The sequence below is a fragment of the Limnospira sp. PMC 289.06 genome, from assembly GCF_032350395.1.
GTDB lineage: Bacteria > Cyanobacteriota > Cyanobacteriia > Cyanobacteriales > Microcoleaceae > Limnospira > Limnospira platensis.
Genome location: NZ_JARPLC010000065.1, coordinates 1 through 20,929 on the forward strand (window position 1 = coordinate 1; position 20,929 = coordinate 20,929).

Sequence of the window (20,929 nt, forward strand, 5' to 3'; positions counted from 1 at the left end):
AATCACAGCTTGTGTTCTGAAGCGCCAGCGTTCCTGTCCAGTGTTAGCATCTAGGGCATAAAGGTGTCTATCCCAACTGCCAAAATAGACAATTCCTTCAGAGACGGCTGGGGAAGAGGAAATCGCAGCTTGTGTGCTAAACCTCCACACCAGTTGAGTCAATTCTGTGGGTCCACCTGGAGGATAGACTCCAGTTCGCTCTAGATTACCCCGAAACATGGTTGCACCGTCGCGTTGCATCTGCCAACTCCAGATAGCACTGGGGGATCGGGTTCTGAGGGCAGGGATAAACTGGCTGCCAATTGCCAAACCACCGACTACGAGGACTAATGTTGTGGCTGCACCCACGAGTCCCCACTGCCATAGTTTCAGGGGGGGACGAGTTGCGGGAACTACTACACCCATGGCTGATAAGACTTGACTAGCATTCTGCCAACGCAGGTCGGGGTTGGGAGTGACCATCTGTTCCAAAATGGCGTTGAGTTGGTCACTAATTAAACAGTGCTTATCCCAGTCCCAGTCGGGGTGGCGGCGGCGGGGACTGGGGACTTGTCCGGTGAGCAATTCCAGGGCTACTAAACCTAGGTCGTAAATATCTTGAGTCGGAGAACCGCTGACATTGGGGTTGTGTTTGAGTAAGAGAATTGTCTGTTGCCCTTCTTGTTGCAAGGTCTGCAAGGAAATCTTTTGATGGGCTTTTCCCTGACTGTGTAGGGGAACTAACTGGATTAAGACGGTTTCCAGGATGGCTTTAACTTCCGGTTCGGATAGTCTACGTTGGCTCCGATGATTTAAAACTTCATAGTAGGATATCATGACTGACTAGAGTTTGTGATTTAATTAAGTTTAACAAAATATTGGTTTTTACGCGGTCTAAATGTCGATCGCCGATTTCCGGGTAAGAGTTCTAAAAAAGGATGTAACACTTTGGCGGTGATGGCTGGATAAACAGCCAGATAGAAATGAATCCCAAAAAAGCGATTGCACCCCCCCAGATTCTTCTGGTGTTGATTTTTTAGTCAATATCTGAGATTGACTCCCAAGGAGTTGACAAGGGGAGGCGATCGCGGTAGAATATTGACATATTCTTACATAATGGAGTATTGCCACAAATAAAAAAAATGCAACTATCCCATTATATTAGGAGTATAGCAGCAACCCCGGCAAAAGGCAACCCCCCCCCTCAAAAAAAGGCCGATTTTTTCACAAAACTTTACAAAAGTTAATATAATTCCAGGTCTGAGAACTCAAGTTGGGGGAAATAAGGAGAGGGGAGGGGAGGGGAGGGGAGGGGAGGGGAGGGGAGGGGAGGTTAGTTGTTATTTGACAGCGTAGAGGTGATTATCGCCACTACCAAAATAGACGATGCCTTCCGAGACGGCTGGGGAAGAGCGAATCCAATTTTCTGTTTGAAAGCGCGAGGGTTGTTGTCCGGTGTTAGCATCTAGGGCGTAGAGGTGTCTATCCCAACTGCCAAAATAGACAATGCCTTCCGAGACGGCTGGGGAAGAGTCAATCACAGCTTGTGTTCTAAAGCGCCAGAGTTGGTGTCCGGTGTTAGCATCTAGGGCGTAGAAGTGACTATCGGCACTGCCAAAATAGACGATGCCTTCCGAGACGGCTGGGGAAGAGGCAATCACAGCTTGTGTTGTAAAGTGCCAGAGTTGGTGTCCGGTGTTAGCATCTAGGGCGTAGAGGTTACCATCGAAACTGCCAAAATAGACGATGCCTTCCGAGACGGCTGGGGAAGAGCGAATCCAATTTTCTGTTTGAAAGCGCCAGAGTTGGTGTCCGGTGTTAGCATCTAGGGCGTAGAGGTTACCATCGAAACTGCCAAAATAGACGATGCCTTCCGAGACGGCTGGGGAAGAGAAAATCCAATTTTCTGTTTGAAAGCGCCAGAGTTCTTGTCCGGTGTTAGCATCTAGGGCGTAGAGGTGATTATCGAAACTGCCAAAATAGACAACGCCGGCTTCGATGACTGGGGAAGAGGGAATATCACTTTCTGTTTGAAAGCGCCAGAGTTGCTGTCCGGTGTTAGCATCTAGGGCGTAGAGATGATTATCGCCACTGCCAAAATAGACGATGCCTTCCGAGACAGTTGGGGAAGAGTCAATCCAACCTTGTGTTTGAAAGCGCCAGCGTTCCTTTCCAGTTTTAGCATCTAGGGCGTAGAGGTGATTATCCCGACTGCCAAAATAGATAACCCCTTCCGAGACGGCTGGGGAAGAGCGAATGGAACTTTCTGCGGAAAACTTCCACACCAGTCGAGTCAATTCTGTGGGTCCGCCTGGAGGATAGACTCCGGTTCGCTCTAGATTACCCCGAAACATGGCAGTATTCTCCTGTTCAATCTGCCAACTCCAGATAGGACTGGGAACTAGGGGTCTGAGGGCGGGAATAAACTGGCTACCAATTGCCAAACCACCGACTAGGACGACTAATGTTGTGGCTACCTCAACCAGTACCCACTGCCATGGTTTCAGGGGGAGAGGAGGGGTGGGAACTACTAAGCCCATGGCTGATAAGACTTGACTAGCATTCTGCCAACGCTGGTCGGGGTTGGGAGTGACCATCTTTTCCAAAATGGCGTTGAGTTGGTCGCTGATTAAACAGTGGTGATTCCAGTCCCAGGTTAGGTCAATGCGGCGGGGACTGGGGACTTGTCCGGTGAGCAATTCGAGGGCTACTAAACCTAAGTCGTAAATATCTTGGGTTGGATAAGCGCTGATATTGGGGTGTTCTGGGGGCAACAGAATCGTCTGTTCCCCTTGTTGTTGCAAGGTTTGCAAGGAAATATTTTGATGGGCTTTTCCCTGACGGTGCAGAGGTACTAACTGGATTAAGATGGTTTGGAGGATGGCTTGAACTTCGGGTTCGGATAGTCGGTGCTGAGGCCGATCGCTTAAAATTTGACAGTAGGATATCATGACTGACTAGAGTTGGTAATTTAATTGGGTTTAAGGAGAAATTTTGGGCCACCCTGTCTAAATATCGATCGCCGATTTCCGGGCAAAAGTTCTAAAAAAGGATGTAACACTTTGGCGGTCACGCCTGGATGAACAGCCAGATAGAAATGAATCCTAAAAGAGCGATCGCTACGTTATTATTCTAATACGGCATTCGTGCTTTACAAACAGGGTTAATTCCTGGAGATTATGTGATTTTTTGACTGTTACTAAGTTGGCAACCAGATTAATGCAGCAATTGACTGGTGCTGTTGAGATAGGGATTCCCCTCTTGGTTAATGTCAGCTTCAACATTAGGGGGGTTGACAAGGGGTGGCGATCGCGGTAGAATATTGACATATTCTTACATAATGGAACATTGCCACAAATAAAAAAATTGCAACTATCCGATTATATTAGAAGTATAGCAGCAACCCCAGCAAAAGGCAACCCCCCCTCAAAAAAAAGCCGATTTTTTCACAAAACTTTACAAAACTTTACAAATACTTAATCAGGGGGGGTTGACAAGGGGTGGCGATCGCGGTATAATATTGACATATTTTTATATAATGGAATATTGCCACAAATAAAAAAATTGCAACTATCCCATTATATTAGAAGTATAGCAGCAACCCCAGCAAAAGGCAACCCCCCCTCAAAAAAAGGCCGATTTTTTCACAAAACTTTACAAAACTTTACAAAAGTTTACAAAATCCCAGTACAGAGCTGATGGGTAACAATATACAGAGCAAGGGCAAAGTTAGCAAAAAAACCACCAGATGAATAATGTTGTTGATTATCTTCGAGTGAGCCTAATAGATCGGTGTAACTTTCGATGCCAGTATTGTATGCCGGAGGGGGCAGAAATTGACTATATCCTAGAGATGGACTTACTGACTAACTGGGAACTGCTGAAGCTGCTAAGGGAAGTTTTTATCCCGGTGGGGTTCACTAAGTTTCGTCTAACGGGGGGTGAACCGTTGCTGCGTCCTGGGGTAACGGAATTAGTGTCAAAAATCGCGGGATTCCCGGAAACGGAGGATCTATCAATGACGACTAATGGTTTTTTGCTATCCCCGATGGCAGAATCTCTTTATCAGGCAGGTTTAAGGCGGATTAATATTAGCTTAGACTCTCTAGTACCTGAGATTTTTAATCAAATTATTGGTAATCGTGGGCGCGATCGCTGGCGACAGGTTTGGGACGGAATCCAATCGGCTTATCGGGTAGGGTTCAACCCACTGAAGCTGAATGTGGTGGTAATTCCGGGGGTAAATGACGATGAAATCCTAGATTTAGCAGGGTTAACGATAGACCGGGATTGGCACGTTCGGTTTATCGAATTTATGCCTATTGGCAATGGCGAGTTATTTGGCGATCGCGGTTGGGTAGCATCGGAAAAGCTGAGAGAGGAAATTCGGGAGCGTTGGGGTTTAGCAGAATCCCAGGTACGAGGGAACGGACCAGCAGATATATTTCAAATTCCGGGTGCTAAGGGAACCCTAGGATTTATCAGCCAGATGTCGGAATGTTTTTGCGATCGCTGTAACCGAATGCGCCTATCGGCGGATGGTTGGTTAAGGCCTTGCTTACTGAATGAAACGGGTCAGATCGACCTAAAAACGGCTTTACGGGAGGGTGTTCCGGTGGAGGACCTACAAAAACAGGTTAGGGATTTGCTAGGTATGAAACCGGAAATCAATTTTAAGGACAGGGATACAGGAAGCTCCCAGGGATATAGCCGCACGATGTCGCAAATTGGTGGTTAATGGAATTGATATTCTCCCGTTAGAAAGTTTGTTTAACGGGAGAATGCCAATAATTAAGCCATACGGGAATAGTATTCAACGACGAGTAGTTCATTGATGGAAAGAGCGACCCATTCTCTTTCAATCACACCATTTACTGTAGCAGTGAGATTATTTTTATCTAACTCCAAATGGCTAGGGACGTTAGCTAAACCAGGATACTGAAGATTAGCTTTGACCATTTCGCGAGATTTGTCTCTATTTCTCACGCCAATGATTTCGCCCGGACGGCACTGATAGCTGGCAATATCTACAACTTTACCGTTAACGGTGATATGACCGTGGTTAACTAACTGTCGGGCTGCGGGGATAGTGGGAGCCATACCGAGACGGAACACGGTGTTATCCAAACGCATTTCTAGGTATTGCAGCAAGACTTGACCGGTGGAACCGGAGGCGCGACGGGCTTTGCGGACATAACGCAACAGTTGTCGTTCAGACAAACCATAGTTAAACCGGAGTTTTTGCTTTTCTTCTAAACGAACTGCATATTCTGAACGTTTGCGGCGAGCTTGACCGTGCTGACCAGGGGGATAGGCACGTCGGGCTGTTTTCCGGGTGAGTCCGGGAAGATCCCCTAAACGACGTGCAACCCGAAGCCGGGGTCCTCGATATCGAGACATCTAAGTTCCTCTCAACATAAAAATTTCACCAATCTTCTATTATAAGTTCTTGAAACGAAAATGGGCAAGATGTAAAGGCGATCGCTTTGAAAAACAGGCGGTGGTATGATGAGCGAAAATTTGATTAGCTATATTGAAGCAAATGTTGAATTCCCAAAAATTGGCTTGGGGTCTTCCCCTGACAGTAGTTAGCCTGTTATGGGCTATGATTCCGGTAAAATCGGCGGCTCAAGGTTTCCCGTCTTATCGGTTGACGGTTGAGGCTGATTATGCTAGATGTGTGAGAGAATTGGAGGATGCTGGGGTGTCTCCTCGGGCTACAGCGACGGCTTGTGGTATGGCGATTAGACCTACAAGTATTGGTGAGTGCGTGACTCTTATTACTCGTGATGCTGGTATCGCTGGGGATGAGGCGGTTTTGGGATGTATGAGTGTTCGCCGCCCGCAGGAGTTGGCTAATTGTGTGGTTAATATTACTAGGAGCAATAGTGAGGCTAATGCTTTAACTGTGTTGGAAGGTTGCGGTCGCTCTCTTCTACCGGAACGTTATGCTTCTTGTGTGGTGGGAATGGGTAGCGGTAGCACGGAATTTGCTGTTAATGACTTACTTAGGGTTTGTCTAAATCCCCCAGAACAGTTTAGTGATATGGATAGGAGATTTTAAATAGTTGTTGGCGCGATAGTTTAAGGGGTTCTATAGCTATTGCGTCTAACTATTGAATAAAATGGGGTGGAGATGGTTGCGGGGCTGATGGGCTAATTCTATGGCTAAGGCGATCGCCGCTTGAAAACTGGAGGGGTCAGCAATACCTTGACCGACGATATCAAAGGCGGTTCCGTGGTCGGGGGAGGTGCGGATAAAGGGTAAACCAATGGTGGTATTAACGGCGCGATCGAATGCCATTAGCTTAACGGGGATTAATCCTTGATCATGGTAAAGGGCGAGGTAAGCATCATGGGCGGCTGTGTTTTGGCCATACCAGGCTTGACCGGGTTTGACCCATAATGTATCGGGGGGGATAGGTCCGTCTAGTTGAATTTGGGGATAGCGATCGCGTTTTTGTTGTATCCAGGGAATTAGCCAATCTTGTTCTTGGGTTCCCAACTGACCGTTTTCGCCGCTGTGGGGATTAAGTCCAGCAACGGCTATTTTGGGGGTTTTAATACCAAAATCCTGGTCTAGGGAGAGAATGAGTAACTCTAGTTTCTGGTCTAGGAGTTGAGGGGTGAGGGTTTGAGGGACTTGTGATAGGGGAATATGGGTGGTGGCGAGTAAGGTGCGTAAAGTCCAGTTACTATGGGGCGATCGGGCTACAAATAGCATTCCGTAGCGGTTAACTTGGGAACGCAGTGCTAAAAGTTCGGTTTGTCCTGGGTAGTGATGTCCGGCGGCTTTCCAGTGGTTTTTGGCAATAGGTCCGGTAACAATTCCCTGAAATTGCCCTTTGAGGGTGGAGGCGATCGCTGTTTCCAGATAAGCAAAACTCGCCGCCCCACTGCTGGCATTTCCGACCCCAAATTTAATAGAGGATGGGGAGGGTCCATCATTAATATCTAAAATATTGAGATGATCAGGATTAGCGATCGCTTGAGTAGTTTTCCTGAGTTGTTGGTAGGTATTTTCCAACACCCAACGGCTACCCACCACAGTGATCTCGCACTTGTCAGTCCAAGTGGAATTAGCCAAAGCCTTCAAAACCACCTCCGGCCCTATTCCCGCCGGGTCTCCCAAAGTAATCGCCAAACGTCTTAACATTTCTACCCTTAACTTAACATAATTTTATTATTGAGGTTCAGCCTGTCATAAACTGCCGAGATTTTACCAAATCTTCACAATCAAGATGTTAAGTTTTACAATAGCCCCTATATGGATTTAAGTCAACAGCTTATACTAAATAATGTGTTAATTTTCAGGCTCATTCCAGACTCGACAGATTCAAATTGCATCAACCCAAACTCCCTATTGAGTAACATCTATGAAAGTTGGAATCCTAGCAGGTGGATTGGGAACCCGCCTTGCCGAAGAAACAGAAAGTAAACCCAAGCCCATGGTCGAAATCGGAGGTCGTCCTATCCTCTGGCATATCATGATGCACTATGGATACCATGGATTTAAGGACTTTATTATTGCCTTGGGTTACAAATCAGAAGTAATCAAAAAATATATGGTAGATTACTGTTCTTTAAACAGTAATAAGCTCACAGTTAACCTAGGCACAGGCAAAGTTAACATTGATGGGGGCTACCGTCAGGATTGGATAGTAGAACTACTAGATACCGGGTTATATACCAATACTGGCGGGCGGATAAAGCAACTTATTCCCCATGTAAATAATGAGACATTTATGTTAACTTGGGGTGATGGAGTTTCGGATATTAACCTCAAGCAATTATTAGAATTTCACCAAAGTCACGGCAAACTAGCCACCATGACAGTGGTGCGACCCCCTGCGCGTTTTGGTCTACCCAAAATAGACGGAAATCGAGTAGTTGAATTTTCCGAAAAACCTCAAATTAGTGAAGGATGGATTAACGGTGCTTTCTTTGTACTAGAGCCCGGAATTTATGATTACATTGCTGGGGATGATACCCAGTGGGAAAAAGAACCCTTAGAAAACCTAGCCAAAGATGGTCAATTAATGGCTTATCAATATGACGGTTTTTGGCAGTGTATGGATACTCTGCGAGATAAACGTCGTTTAGAAGCACTGTGGGAAACCAATCAAGCACCTTGGAAAACTTGGAGAGAAGAAGATGAAATTATTACTGACGGGACACAAGGGTTACATCGGGACAATATTAGTCCCAATGCTGTTAGCAAAAAAGCATGAAGTTATTGGACTAGACAGCGACATATTCAAACAGTGTACATTTGGGGAAGGGATTACAGAAATTCCCGAAATATGTAAGGATATTCGCGACATTGAAGCCTCAGACGTTGAGGGTTTCGATGCAATTTTGCACCTAGCGGGACTGTCAAACGACCCCCTAGGAAATCTGAATCCTGAGTTAACTTACGAAATCAATCATCAGGCTTCTGTGAAGTTAGCCAAACTAGCCAAAGAAGCCGGAGTAAGTCGCTATATCTTCTCATCATCTTGTAGTAACTATGGCGCAGGAGGAGACGACTGGCTAACGGAGGAATCACCTTTTAATCCAGTCACTCCCTACGGTATTTCCAAGGTAATGGTTGAACAAGATGTTAGCAAACTAGCAGACGATAACTTTAGTCCTACTTTTCTGCGTAATGCTACAGCCTATGGTGTTTCTCCCCGTTTACGGTTTGACTTGGTATTAAACAACCTAGTGGCTTGGGCTTTCACTACGGGGCGGGTTTATATCAAGAGTGATGGGACTCCTTGGCGACCCATTGTTCATATTGAGGATATTTGCCGAGCTTTCATTGCTACCTTACACGCCCCGCGAGAAGTCGTGCATAATCAAGCCTTTAATGTCGGTCGTAATGAGGATAACTACCGCATCCGCGACCTAGCGAATATAGTTGAAGAAATTGTGCCAAATTGCACGATTGAATATGCAGAAGATGGCGGACCTGATAAGCGTTGTTATCGGGTAAATTGTAGCAAGATTTTAGAAGCCTTACCAGAGTTTCAACCGGAATGGAATGCGCGTCGTGGTGCGTCAGAACTCTATGCAGCGTATCAAAAAATCGGACTGACTCTCGAAGAGTTTGAGGGGGAACGCTACAAACGTATTGCTCACATTCAGAAACTCATTGGAGAAGGAAGTTTAGATAATAGCTTGCGATGGAAAAGCCCGGTCAATGCTTAAATATACAACTGTTTAGCCAAGGTTAAATCATCTATTAACCATTTAAAAATGGCATCATAAACCGTTTAATTAATAGCTGTTGAAGTGTGTTAAATAAGTTGAAAAATCGACTTTATGACTATCTAACCAACAGCTAGAGATAATAGCTATAGGCTTGTGATTCCATTTAGTTAATTAGTAGCCGGGTTAGACAAGACCATATCTATAAATTGACTCCGTAATTGAGTCAGTTTCCAAATATTCTGATCCTGTAGCAATCAAACATCTTTAAAATATGCCTGACTCCATACCAGTCTGTCGTTCTTGTGGTTCAGAAAACCTAGAACTAATTATTTCCTTTGGCTACACTCCCCTAGCTGATGGATTAATCACCCGCGAGAATATTGATAAGCCGGAATATACAGCCCTTCTGGATTTAGTATTTTGTCCAGACTGTGGACTGGTTCAGATAACGGTTAGTGTTCCCCCAGAAATTCTGTTTGGTCGAGATTATCCTTATTTTTCGTCAGTCTCTCCTTCGTTACTGAAGCATTTTGGTGATAGCGCCGAAAACATTATTAAATCCAGAAAATTGAATAGTAATAGTCTGGTAATTGAGGCGGCGAGTAATGATGGATATATGCTGAAAAACTTTCTGGAACAAGGGATTCCGGTTTTAGGAATTGACCCGGCTAAGGGTCCGGTAGCCAAAGCGAGAGAATCAGGAGTTACGACAATTCATGATTTTTTCACTAAAGATTTAGCCCAAAAATTAGAGGCTGAGGGCAAAAAAGCGGATGTATTTTTAGCCAATAATGTTTTGGCTCATGTCCCTGATTTAAATGGCTTTGTTGAGGGGATTTATACGCTATTAAAGCCGGATGGTGTAGCGGTAATTGAAGCTCCCTATGTGGTAGATTTAGTAGATCATTGTGAATTTGATACTATCTATCATCAACACTTGTGTTATTTTTCAGTAACGGCGCTTGAGCGTCTATTTCGCCGCCATTCTCTGTATCTAAATGATATTGAGCGGACGGCTATTCATGGGGGTTCTTTGCGGTTGTTTGTGGAACGGAAAGAGGCGGTTCAAAACTCGGTAAAATCTCTGCTTAAACAGGAGAGGGAATTAAAGGTAGACCGTATGGACTATTATAAAGATTTTGCCGATCGCATAGAGGTTATTAAGGATAATTTACTAAATATTCTGTGGGAGTTGAAGCGACAGAATAAAAGGGTAGTAGGTTACGGTGCGGCGGCGAAAGCGACGACGTTGTTAAGCTATTTTGGTATTAATAAAACTCTGTTAGATTATGTAGCGGACTTGAACCAATTTAAACACGGACGTTTTATGAGTATCAATCATTTACCGATTGTACCGCCGTCAAGATTAGTAGAAGACCAGCCCGATTATGTTTTAATTTTGGCGTGGAATTTTGCGGAAGAAATTATCAAGCAGCAACAGGCTTACCGAGACGGGGGTGGGAAGTTTATCATTCCGATACCTCAGCCAAAAATTGTGGGTTGATAATCGGGAAATTCTGGGAGATTAAGCAGCGCCAATATTGAGTTTTAATTGAGTTTTATTGGTAGTAAAATTAGGAGATAAATATGAGTAGTAAATCAGTGGCAGATGTGGCTAATACTGAACCGGAGTTTAAGTTAGTTGAGCATACTTGTCCTAACTGCGGTCATCAGGAAATGTGGGTTTTCTACGAGGTGCGGGATGTCCCAGTTCATAGTTGCTTAATGATGCCAACCCGACAGGAGGCTTTAGATTTTCCGCGCGGGGATGTGGTGTTAGGATACTGTGAAAATTGCGGTTTTATTACGAATACTGAGTTTGATTCCAAATGGTCAGCCTACGCCCCGAATTATGAAGACCAGCAAAGTTTTTCACCAACATTTAATCAGTTTGCTCTGGATTTAGCGAATCGGCTGATTAATAAGTATAATCTCCGGGATAAAGATGTAGTTGAAATCGGCTGTAGCAAGGGTGATTTTTTGGTGCTAATGTGCGAGTTAGGGAATAACCGAGGGGTGGGTATTGACCCTTCGGCGGTGGTGGGACGAGTCCAAAGCCCAGCCACGGAACGAATTAGGTTTATTCAAGACTATTATTCAGAGGGCTACAGTGAATATGTGGGGGATTTTATCTGCTGTCGCCATACTTTAGAACATATCTACCCAACGGCTGAATTTGTGGGGACGGTGCGGCGCTCAATTGGGAACCGCCCAACTTCTGTCTTTTTTGAAATTCCCGATATGGGTCGAGTTTTGAAGGATTTGGCTTTTGAGGACATCTACTATGAACATTGTTCTTATTTTACGCCAGGAACTTTGGCTCGTTTATTCCGGGCTTCTGGGTTTGAGGTGACGGATGTATATTTAGCCTATGGTGACCAATATCTGTTAATTGAGGGGGAACCTGTCTCGGATTTGTCCGGTAAAATTCATCCTTTTGAGGAAAGCCCAGAGGAAGTTAAACAGGATATGAAATATTTTGCGACTCATGTTCAAGGCAAAATTAATCATTGGAAAGAACATCTAAAGACCGCCCAGGAAGCCGGAAAGCGGGTTGTAGTTTGGGGTTCTGGTTCTAAATGTGTGGCGTTTCTGACGACTTTAAAAACTGAGAATCAGGTGCAGTATATTGTAGATATTAATCCTCACCGACACGGACAGTTTATTCCGGGTGTTGGTCATGAAATTATGTCGCCGGAATTTTTGAAGGAATATCAGCCGGATGAGATTATTGTGATGAACCCGATTTACTGTGCAGAAATCCAGAAAATGCTGGATGAGATGGGGGTGTCAACAGAGCTGATTCCTTTGAGTTAATGGGGGTGGCGACTGGGTATGGGTGGGGCTGATGGCTATTTTTGGTGCGATCGCTACCGGTTCACCCTAAAATAGATAGGGCAATTGTTTAGACTTGTACAGGAGATCCAAAATTTATGGCTGGTGAAATTTTTAATGCGGCGTTTCTGTCCTTTGTTCTGATTCTGGTGGGATTAGGTGGCGGGTTCCTCCTCCTGAAAATCCAAGGTGGGGAATAGTCACCAGAGGCGGAACCCTACTAGGTGCATCAGATAAGGAGTTATCCGGTGCTGATTGCTGTTGGCGCTAATGGTAGTAATGGCCATTAGCGCTAGTGGTGTGGTAGGGGTAGGGCTCTAATCTGAGCAAATTATGAAGTTTTGTAAAAAAATGAGAGAATCTTTGATAATATTTTAGGTAAAGTTTAAGCCCCATATTGGTTATTCATGACATTATTAATTGTTGGTGCCACAGGTACTCTAGGTAGACAGATAGCCCGCCGAGCATTAGATGAAGGCTACCAGGTCCGTTGTTTAGCGCGTAGTTACAAAAAAGCTGCTTTCCTGAAAGAGTGGGGTGCAGAGCTGGTTCCGGGAGACTTATGTGATCCAGAAACGTTAAAACCGGCGCTAGAGGGGGTAAAGGTGGTAATTGATGCGGCGACGGCGCGCCCGACAGATTCCCTAAGTATTAAAGATGTAGACTGGAAAGGGAAAGTGGCGCTAATTCAGGCGGCTAAAGCGGCTGGGGTAGAGAGATTCGTGTTTTTTTCGTTCTTGGATGCGGAAAAATATACGCAAGTGCCATTATTAGAGATTAAACGCTGTACAGAAAAGTTTTTAGCTGAATCTGGCCTTAAATATACAATTCTGAGACCCTGTGGCTTTTTGCAAGGCTTAATTGGTCAATTTGCGATCCCGATTTTAGATGGTCAGTCTGTATGGGTTCCAGGGGTAAGTTCTCCGATCGCCTATATGGATACTCAGGATATCGCTAAAATCACGATCCGGGCGTTATCAGTCCCTGAAGCTGAGAATAAAACGTTTCCGGTGGTGGGTTCGAGGGCTTGGACAGCGGATGAAATTATCCGCTTGTGCGAAAGACTGTCAGGGAAACAAGCGAGAGTCACGCGCACACCTAACAGCATTGTCCGCATTGTCCGCAAAGTTACTCGATTTTTCCAGTGGAGTCTGAATATTTCAGATCGGCTGGCGTTTGTGGAAGTTCTCGCAACGGGTCAACCTCTGAAAGCGTCAATGGATGAGACGTATCAGATATTGGGTATGAACCCAGAAGAAAATACGACGCTGGAAAGTTACCTACAAGAATACTTTGGTCGGATCATGAAAAAACTGAAAGAGTTGGAATATGAACGAGAAAAACAGAAAAAACGTAAACAAAAGCGCAGCCCGTTCAAATCGTGAGAGTATTTGGCTGTAGGCTGATGTTGTAGTAGGCTAGTAGAATCAATCAGTCAAGTATTTTGCTGATTGTGGTACAATGGGGCGCTAAGTAAATTTGCCCCACTGATTGTTGATCAACCATTATTAAGTTTATCCCAGTGCCAAAAGTAGGGATTCTTTATAACGATGCTAAGGCTGCTGCTTGTCGCAGTGCAACTGAATTAAAGGACAAGTTGACCAACCTGGGTTGGGATGTTTTTGTAGCTACGGGAATGGGGGGGATTTTGGGTTATTCCAATCCGGATCGCCCTCTGTGTCATACTGCGATCGAGGGGTTAGCGCCGCCAGAGTTCGATCGCGATATGAGCCTTGCTATTGTCCTGGGGGGAGATGGTACGGTTCTGTCTGCGTCCCGACAATTAGCGCCCCAGGGTATTCCGATGTTGGCGGTAAATACAGGCCACATGGGATTTCTGACGGAAACTTATCTAAATCAGTTACCCCAAGCCTTAGAAGCGGTTTTGGCTGGGGAATATTTGGTTGAGGAACGCACAATGCTATTGGTGCGAGTATTTAACCAGGAAAGTTTGCTCTGGGAGGCTCTATGTTTAAATGAAATGGTGCTACACCGGGAACCAATGACCTGTATGTGCCATTTTGAAATAGAAATAGGTCGCCATGCTCCAGTTGATATTGCTGCTGATGGGGTGATTATTTCTACTCCGACTGGGTCCACTGCTTATTGTCTGTCGGCGGGGGGAGCAGTGGTTACGCCGGGGGTGGGGGTTCTGCAATTGTTGCCAATTTGTCCCCACTCTTTGGCTTCGCGGGCTCTGGTTTATGCAGACCGGGAAGTGGTGAGTATTTATCCGGCTAGTCCGAATCAATTGGTGATGGTGGTTGATGGCAATGGGGGATGTTATGTTCTACCAGAATATCACGTCCGAGTAGAGCGATCGCCTTTTCCGGCTCGTTTTATTCGTCTGAAACCACCGGAATTTTTCCAAATTTTGCGGGAAAAACTAGGCTGGGGACTCCCTCATATCGCGAAACCTACTTCTGTGGAACTACCTTGAGGCACAAGAGTCGAATCAATTAGTTTTCTACTGTTAATAACTATTGCCGTATGAATGCGATCGCCCTAGATTCCCGTGCTTCAATATTGATTATTGAAAGTGATCAACTGTTGGCTGAAAATATCAGTAATGACTTGCACGAGTCCGGTTACTATCCGGTAGTGGCTCACAATACCGCGATGGGTTTACATCAGGTGATGGAAGTGCAACCGGCTTTGATTGTGATAGATAGGATGCTGGGGGGAGAGTCGGGATTGTCTCTGTGTCGCCATCTCCGGGAAATGGGCTGCACTGCGCCTATATTGATATTTATGGCTCGTGATGCGGTTGATGACCGGGTGGCGGCTTTGGAATCAGGGGCTGATGATTATTTTCTCAAACCCTATCGCTGTGAGGGGTTCCTGGATTTGGTGAAGCTATATCTAAAATCTGAAGATAATCAGTTGGATATGTTGCGGTTTGGGGATTTGGTCTTGGATTTGGCTACGAGACGGGCTATTCGTAACCATCGGGCGATCGATTTAACTATGAAGGAATTTGATTTACTGAAATATTTAATGGAACATCCCCGGGAAGTTTTGACTCGTGAACAGATCCTGGAAAATGTCTGGGGATATGATTTTTTGGGAGAGTCTAATGTGATTGAGGTTTATATCCGCTATTTGCGACTCAAAATTGAGGAGGAAGGGGAAAAACGATTGATTCAGACTGTTAGAGGTGTAGGATATGTTTTGCGAGATACCTAGGTCGATTTTTACCTTGAGTGTAAGTCTGATCACGAAGGCTGGCGGCGGGTCTGGGCGGTGGGTGATGGATTGGCGGCGGTTGGGGTTAAGTTGTGTGACTATTACTTGCTTGTTGGTAGGCTGTGATACCCATAGGATATCCGTCCCTGCTGATCAGTTTGATCAGGATATGGCGCAGATTTTTAATCAGGGTCAAATGCTACCGATTACGGCTAAAGCTATGATTGGCGATCGCGAAATTCAGCTTGAGGTGGCGAGAACTCCTGAACAACAGGCTTTGGGGTTGATGTTTCGGACTTTCCTTCCTGACGATCGCGGTATGTTATTTGTTTTCGATCGCCCGGAGTTGGTGGGGTTTTGGATGAAAAACTGCAAGATTCCTTTGGATATGGTTTTTATGCGCGATGGGGTGGTTCGTTATATTCAGGTTAATGCTCTCCCCTGCGAGGCTGATCCTTGTCCGACCTATGGACCTACTGATGTGATGGTGGACAAGGTGATTGAGTTGCGCGGGGGGCTCACTGAGGAATTGGGTTTACAGTTGGGCGATCGCATCTCGGTTAGCTTTCTTGAATCTCCATAGAATAGTGTTGCTACCTCTTTGGCGATCGCTATTGTCATGGCTATTGTAAAACTTTGTAAATTATGCTTGCCTACTCAGAAAATGGTGCTATATTAGCACTATGAGGACACAAGAAGAAGTAAATTCTTTGAGTAACCCAGTTCGGACTTGAAGCCTGTGTCCGCCCGCTTGAGTCCAATTGCAGCGTCTGAACAGTGCGTTCGAGCTATAACTTGTTAGCATCGTCAAAGGGGTAGACTCCCGGCCTGAAGGCTCTCGTAAGTTGAGTTTGTTTGGGATCGGTGCTATAAACGGAGCCTGTATCGGCTTGATTTAAAGGTGAGTTCCCTGAGTCAGAGTTGTTGCAAATTTTGTTAACCAAATTTAGATCCTATCATTTTTCTGAGTAACTTAACCAACGTCTGCTTGAGTCAACTGAGTTTACTCAGTCGGTTTAGAGCCTAGTAGCCTCCTACTAGGCTTTAAGTAGTTTAGGGGTATTTTTAGTGATTTGGTGCGATCGCCACATCTGGGAAAGTTTGACGAAATCAACGGAAAACGATTAGAATTTAAACTCTCGTATCTTCAGCCTCATAGTGTCAAGACATTAATTGAATTGAGGGAACAATCATGCCTAAAGGTTCTTTTGCGACAATGCAGGTAGAGACAGGGGAGCCACAGATCTCATTTTACTATGAAAGTGGTCAAGTTGAAACGTTCAGTATGCCAATTTCTGCCACTGAATTAGCCCAAAAATTGCCCCAACTGTTATCACAACGGTGGGTAACTTTGCACTTAATTGATCAAACGGTTTTGGTGTGTATGGCTAAGGTAACTAAGGTAGAAGTGAAGCCGCCACTTCCTCAAATTCGAGATCAAGCTACTTTCACTAATGCTCAGAGGGTAACCGCCTTACAAAGGGGAGCAGCGGGTAAAATTGGAGTACAGCAGTAGTTAAGTTAATTGGCGGGTGCGTCTCATATTAAAATCATGTCTTCAGTAAGTTTAATTCGAGCAAGTTCCTATGAACCCTCAGCCTTGCGCCATTCTTTGGAAGCCTTGTTAGAACCTTTGGGAGGTGTGAGAAGATGGGTAAAGCCAGGCGATCGCGTTTTATTAAAGCCGAACTTATTAACGGGTTCTCGTCCGACTAAAGAATGTGTAACCCGTCCGGAATTGGTGGCGGCGGTGGCTAGGTTAGTGAAGGAAGTAGGTGGTCAGCCATTTTTAGGGGATAGTCCAGCTTTTGGGAGTGCTTTAGGGGTAGCGAAAGCCAACGGTTATTTACCCCTAATTAGGGAGTTAGACTTACCGGTGGTGGAATTTCACGGTCGCCAGTATTCAACGGATACCCAAGAGTTCGATCGCCTGCGGTTAAGTCGGGAGGCTATGGAAGCGGACGTTGTGATTAACCTCCCCAAGGTGAAATCTCACACCCAGCTAACAATGACTCTGGGGGTGAAAAACCTGTTTGGTTGTGTTCCGGGGAAAATGAAGGCCTGGTGGCACATGGAAGCGGGAAAAGATGCCGATCGCTTTGGTAGAATGTTGGTAGAAACTGCTAGAGCGATCGCCCCAGAATTGACGATTATTGATGGTATTATCGCCCATGAGGGAAATGGTCCGAGTAACGGGGAACCGCGCTTGTTGGGCTTGCTAGGGGCTTCTGAGGACGTTTTTGCTCTCGATAGGGCAATGGTAGAACTGTTAGGGGTACAATGGGATTTAGTCCCGACCCTAGTGGCGGCGAAAAGTCTAGGGTTGTGTGGGGAGCTAGAGGCGATCGCTTTTCCTCTGTTGCACCCGGACGATTTACGGGTTGACGATTGGCGACTCCCCGACACAATGACCCCCATAGATTTCGGCTTACCCAGGGTAATCAGATCAACTTTTCGGCATATATATATTAAGCTAATCGGGGAGCGAAGACAAGCCCTATAGGTTTTGGTGTCAACCTAAGTCAAAATCGATCCTCCCATCATTTTTTGATAGCGTCGGTTCCACTCCGCGACCATAGCCGGCCAACGTTCCAGGGTGTAGTCTTTCTGGATGACTTTTTGGGCGGCTTCTCTGGCTAGTTCCAAAACTTCGCGGTCTTCCACCAAACTAGCCAAAGCGAAGTCAGGTAAACCGGACTGACGGGTTCCCAAAACCTGACCGGGACCCCGCAACTCCATATCCATTTCAGCAATAAAAAAGCCATCCTGGGACTGTTCCAAAACCTGTAATCTTTGCTTGGCTTCCGGTGAGGAACTCCCCGACATTAACAAACAATAGGACTTGTGAGCGCCACGACCGACGCGACCCCGTAGTTGGTGCAATTGTGACAAGCCAAACCTTTCCGCATTTTCAATTAACATCACCGTAGCATTAGGAACATCAACCCCAACTTCTACGACAGTTGTTGATACTAGGATATTGGTTTCTCCCTCCCTAAATTTAGCGATCGCCGCTTCTTTTTCCTGGCTACTCATGCGACCATGCAACAAAGCGATCGCCAATTCCGGGAAAATCTTAGTTTGCAACTTTTGATGTTCTTCAACAGCCGATCGCACATCCAATTTTTCCGACTCTTCCACCAAAGGTAAAACCACATAAACCTGTCGTCCTTGTGCCACTTCTCGGCTAATCAAATCGTATGCTTCCTGACGTTTACGACCAGATAACATAGTCGTTTGAATTGGCTGTCTTCCTGGTGGTAATTCATCCAACTGACTAACATCGAGATCTCCGTGTAAAGTCAGGGATAACGTGCGCGGAATAGGAGTTGCCGTCATCGTCAAAACATGGGGGGACTCACCTTTTTGTTGTAACTTAGCCCGTTGATGCACCCCAAAGCGGTGTTGTTCATCAATCACCACCAACCCCAACTTATGAAAATTCACCGGGTCTTGAATTAACGCATGAGTCCCCACCAAAACCGGCAATTCTCCCGTTTGTAATTGAGCATGAATTTGGCGACGTTTAGCAGTCTTAGTCGAACCCGTCAACAACTCAACCGGAAGGTGCATTAAATTCAACCAACCCACCAATTTTTGATAATGTTGTTCCGCCAAAACCTCCGTGGGAGCCATCAAAGCCGTCTGATATCCGGCTTGAATTGCCGCCAACATTGCCACCACAGCCACCACAGTTTTACCCGCCCCAACGTCTCCTTGAATTAAGCGATTCATAGGTTCTTCCGAGTTGAGATCCGTCAAGATTTCTCCAATCACTCGTTTTTGAGCCTTAGTCAATTCAAAAGGCAACATTTTATAAAACTGTTCAATTAGTTCTCCTTGGGGGAGGAGAGCCGCGCTTTTTTCGTTAGTTTTAGAAACTTGTCGCCGCTGCAATAAGCCGATTTGCAGATAGAAAAATTCATCAAATACTAAGCGTCGTCTAGCCGAGGCTAACCAGTCACGGTTGGGGGGGAAGTGAATATTGGTGATAGCATCGGAGATTTCAATTAACTGATATTTTTCCCGCAATTTGGGAGGCAATGATTCCGGGAGTTTATTAGCTGCTGGTAATGCCGCCAAAACCGCCTTCCTGACCAAATCCGCCCCAATGCCTTCCGACAATGGATAAACCGGTAAAACCCGGCCAATTTTCATGGAAGCAGCATGACTATCAGCCCGGTCTAATATTTCTAATTCTGGGTTATCTAGGGTGATGCCATATTTATTTTTTTTGACCAACCCAGAAGCCGCGATAATCGCTCCCGGAGGATAGTTATATTTTTGTTTATGTTGCCAGCCTTTATTGCTATAGCGATTTCCGGCATAAAAACGACTAATTTTGAGTTGTCCGGTTCGGTCTTTGACGATTAATTCTAAAATAGTGAGATGGCGATTTTTGGGGCTACTAAAACAATTACACCGCTTCACCTCTGCCACAATGGTAACAGTTTCCCCAGGTTCTAATTCTTTGATGGGGACTTGGCGGGCGTAATCAATATGGTCGCGGGGATAATAATAGAGTAAATCATAAATCGTATAAATTCCCAGCCTGGCTAAAAGGTCGCTATTTCTGGGTCCCACCAGTTCTTTTAATCCCTGGTCTAATTCCGGTAATTTGGGGGGGGTAACTTCCTGGGTACTGCTGCGACGGGGAGGGCTAGGGGATGGCTCTGGGGGCTGATTTTTGGCGAGTTTTTTCTGGGCTTCTAACAGGCGCTCGGCTTGGATTAAAAAGTTATGGGTTTCCGCTATCAAATGCTGTCTATCTTCGGTGATTAGTTGGGAATATCTGGCAAAATTTCCCACTAATTTTTGACCTACTTCATGGGCTTCTAGGGGGATAATTTCGATGAGTTTATTAATGCTGATTTGTAAGAATTCATGAAATCTATACTCTTTGCCCTGAATATTATTAAACCCACGTTCTGCTTCTACAGATAGGGCTTTTTGGAGACGAGACCAATCGGGTTCATAGATTGCCATAGGTGATTAATTTTAACTGCTTTTGATTGCCAACTTTGTTGATATTATAAGGGTTTATTGGTGGATTAATCAAGCTCAAATACTTGACAAATTCAGAAATTGCGGATATCATGAAACCATGGGCTATGGTGGCTAGTTATGACAATAGTAGATGACTATTTAATCAATATAGCATATTTGCGCTAGGTCCGATAAACCCTCCCAGAAACCCCCAGAAACCGGGTTTGTTTCCCCCCAACCTCCCAGAAACCGGGTTTCTATGACTATCTCTGGGGAGGTCCGACAAACTCTCACAAAAACCGGGTGAATTTCTCGCCATCTGACCAAAAAGGCATTAAACTGAAACATGGGGATATTGAGAGGTGGCTGCTATGATATATCGGCGATTTGCCCTACCAATATTGCTGGCTTTGTCCTTAACCCTCCTGCCGTCAGGTTTGGCGGCTCAGACGGTGGGCGAATGGTTTGAAAGGGGGAATGCAGCCCGGGCGGCGGGGAGGTATAGGGAAGCAGAACAGATTTGGCGGGAGTTTTTGGAGATTGAACCCAATAATGCTTATGCTCACAACAATCTCGGTGTTGCCCTATATCACCAAGGGAAACTGCCAGAAGCCATTGAGGCTTACCGAAGAGCTTTGGCACTAGACCCCAATAATGCTTGGGCTCACAACAATCTCGGTCTGGCCCTAGCTGACCAAGGGAAACTGCCAGAAGCCATTGAGGCTTACCGAAGAGCTTTGGCACTAGA

At 45.4% G+C, this 20,929-nt stretch carries 18 protein-coding genes; 13 read left to right on the forward strand and 5 right to left on the reverse strand.

Features of this window, described 5'->3' with window-relative positions:
• Together P5674_RS14265 and P5674_RS14270 are read right to left on the reverse strand one after the other, a co-directional pair.
• Positions 1-816 (reverse strand): outer membrane protein assembly factor BamB family protein (locus tag P5674_RS14265; RefSeq protein ID WP_315670054.1); only part of this gene is annotated, 816 nt, incomplete at its 3' end.
• A 503-nt stretch (positions 817-1,319) separates the two neighbouring features.
• Positions 1,320-2,930 carry an outer membrane protein assembly factor BamB family protein gene (locus tag P5674_RS14270; RefSeq protein WP_315670055.1) on the reverse strand — a complete coding sequence of 537 codons (1,611 nt, stop codon included), beginning with the start codon at positions 2,928-2,930 and terminating at the stop codon, positions 1,320-1,322.
• A 797-nt stretch (positions 2,931-3,727) separates the two neighbouring features.
• Between P5674_RS14270 and moaA the strand changes: the two genes are divergently transcribed.
• On the forward strand, positions 3,728-4,717 hold the full coding sequence (gene moaA / locus P5674_RS14275; protein ID WP_014277204.1) for a GTP 3',8-cyclase MoaA: 990 nt from the start codon (positions 3,728-3,730) through the stop codon (positions 4,715-4,717).
• A gap of 53 nt (positions 4,718-4,770) precedes the next feature.
• On the opposite strand, the gene rpsD is transcribed toward moaA, so the two are convergent.
• Positions 4,771-5,379, reverse strand: a complete 609-nt coding sequence (gene rpsD / locus P5674_RS14280) for a 30S ribosomal protein S4 (RefSeq protein ID WP_006618547.1) — start codon at positions 5,377-5,379, stop codon at positions 4,771-4,773.
• A gap of 142 nt (positions 5,380-5,521) precedes the next feature.
• Here rpsD and P5674_RS14285 point away from each other — a divergent pair, with 142 nt between their 5' ends.
• A complete protein-coding gene (locus tag P5674_RS14285; RefSeq protein WP_006618546.1) occupies positions 5,522-6,043 on the forward strand; it encodes a hypothetical protein in 522 nt (173 codons plus the stop codon).
• A gap of 45 nt (positions 6,044-6,088) precedes the next feature.
• On the opposite strand, the gene pdxA is transcribed toward P5674_RS14285, so the two are convergent.
• The gene (gene pdxA, locus P5674_RS14290; RefSeq protein WP_014277205.1) at positions 6,089-7,135 is read right to left on the reverse strand and encodes a 4-hydroxythreonine-4-phosphate dehydrogenase PdxA; all 1,047 of its coding nucleotides are present in this window, start codon (positions 7,133-7,135) and stop codon (positions 6,089-6,091) included.
• A 220-nt stretch (positions 7,136-7,355) separates the two neighbouring features.
• Here pdxA and rfbF point away from each other — a divergent pair, with 220 nt between their 5' ends.
• The 11 genes from rfbF (at position 7,356) to P5674_RS14345 (ending at position 17,698) form a co-directional block, all read left to right on the forward strand.
• A complete protein-coding gene (rfbF, locus tag P5674_RS14295) occupies positions 7,356-8,210 on the forward strand; it encodes a glucose-1-phosphate cytidylyltransferase (RefSeq protein ID WP_014277206.1) in 855 nt (284 codons plus the stop codon).
• A complete protein-coding gene (locus tag P5674_RS14300; RefSeq protein WP_014277207.1) occupies positions 8,134-9,171 on the forward strand; it encodes an NAD-dependent epimerase/dehydratase family protein in 1,038 nt (345 codons plus the stop codon). Before rfbF ends, P5674_RS14300 begins: the two co-directional genes overlap by 77 nt.
• 274 nt (positions 9,172-9,445) lie before the next feature.
• Entirely contained in the window at positions 9,446-10,678 is a 1,233-nt protein-coding gene (locus P5674_RS14305) for a class I SAM-dependent methyltransferase (RefSeq protein WP_062946004.1), read from the forward strand.
• Positions 10,679-10,761: 83 nt separating this feature from the next.
• On the forward strand, positions 10,762-11,991 hold the full coding sequence (locus P5674_RS14310; protein WP_006618541.1) for a class I SAM-dependent methyltransferase: 1,230 nt from the start codon (positions 10,762-10,764) through the stop codon (positions 11,989-11,991).
• A gap of 116 nt (positions 11,992-12,107) precedes the next feature.
• Complete coding sequence (gene petM, locus P5674_RS14315; RefSeq protein ID WP_006618540.1) at positions 12,108-12,209, forward strand: cytochrome b6-f complex subunit PetM; 102 nt, start codon at positions 12,108-12,110, stop codon at positions 12,207-12,209.
• A gap of 207 nt (positions 12,210-12,416) precedes the next feature.
• Positions 12,417-13,394 carry an SDR family oxidoreductase gene (locus P5674_RS14320; protein WP_006618539.1) on the forward strand — a complete coding sequence of 326 codons (978 nt, stop codon included), beginning with the start codon at positions 12,417-12,419 and terminating at the stop codon, positions 13,392-13,394.
• Between the two features lie 137 nt (positions 13,395-13,531).
• Complete coding sequence (locus tag P5674_RS14325; protein WP_014277208.1) at positions 13,532-14,449, forward strand: NAD(+) kinase; 918 nt, start codon at positions 13,532-13,534, stop codon at positions 14,447-14,449.
• 50 nt (positions 14,450-14,499) lie between these two features.
• Positions 14,500-15,195, forward strand: coding sequence for a response regulator transcription factor NblR (gene nblR / locus P5674_RS14330; protein WP_006618537.1), 696 nt, complete (start codon positions 14,500-14,502; stop codon positions 15,193-15,195).
• Positions 15,196-15,259: 64 nt separating this feature from the next.
• Positions 15,260-15,778, forward strand: a complete 519-nt coding sequence (locus tag P5674_RS14335) for a DUF192 domain-containing protein (protein ID WP_043469140.1) — start codon at positions 15,260-15,262, stop codon at positions 15,776-15,778.
• A gap of 609 nt (positions 15,779-16,387) precedes the next feature.
• Complete coding sequence (locus tag P5674_RS14340) at positions 16,388-16,711, forward strand: hypothetical protein (protein ID WP_315670056.1); 324 nt, start codon at positions 16,388-16,390, stop codon at positions 16,709-16,711.
• 36 nt (positions 16,712-16,747) lie between these two features.
• Positions 16,748-17,698 carry a DUF362 domain-containing protein gene (locus P5674_RS14345; RefSeq protein WP_014277212.1) on the forward strand — a complete coding sequence of 317 codons (951 nt, stop codon included), beginning with the start codon at positions 16,748-16,750 and terminating at the stop codon, positions 17,696-17,698.
• A 14-nt stretch (positions 17,699-17,712) separates the two neighbouring features.
• Here P5674_RS14345 and recG read toward each other — a convergent pair whose 3' ends face one another.
• On the reverse strand, positions 17,713-20,181 hold the full coding sequence (recG, locus tag P5674_RS14350; RefSeq protein WP_014277213.1) for an ATP-dependent DNA helicase RecG: 2,469 nt from the start codon (positions 20,179-20,181) through the stop codon (positions 17,713-17,715).
• Between the last annotated feature and the right edge of the window lie 748 nt (positions 20,182-20,929).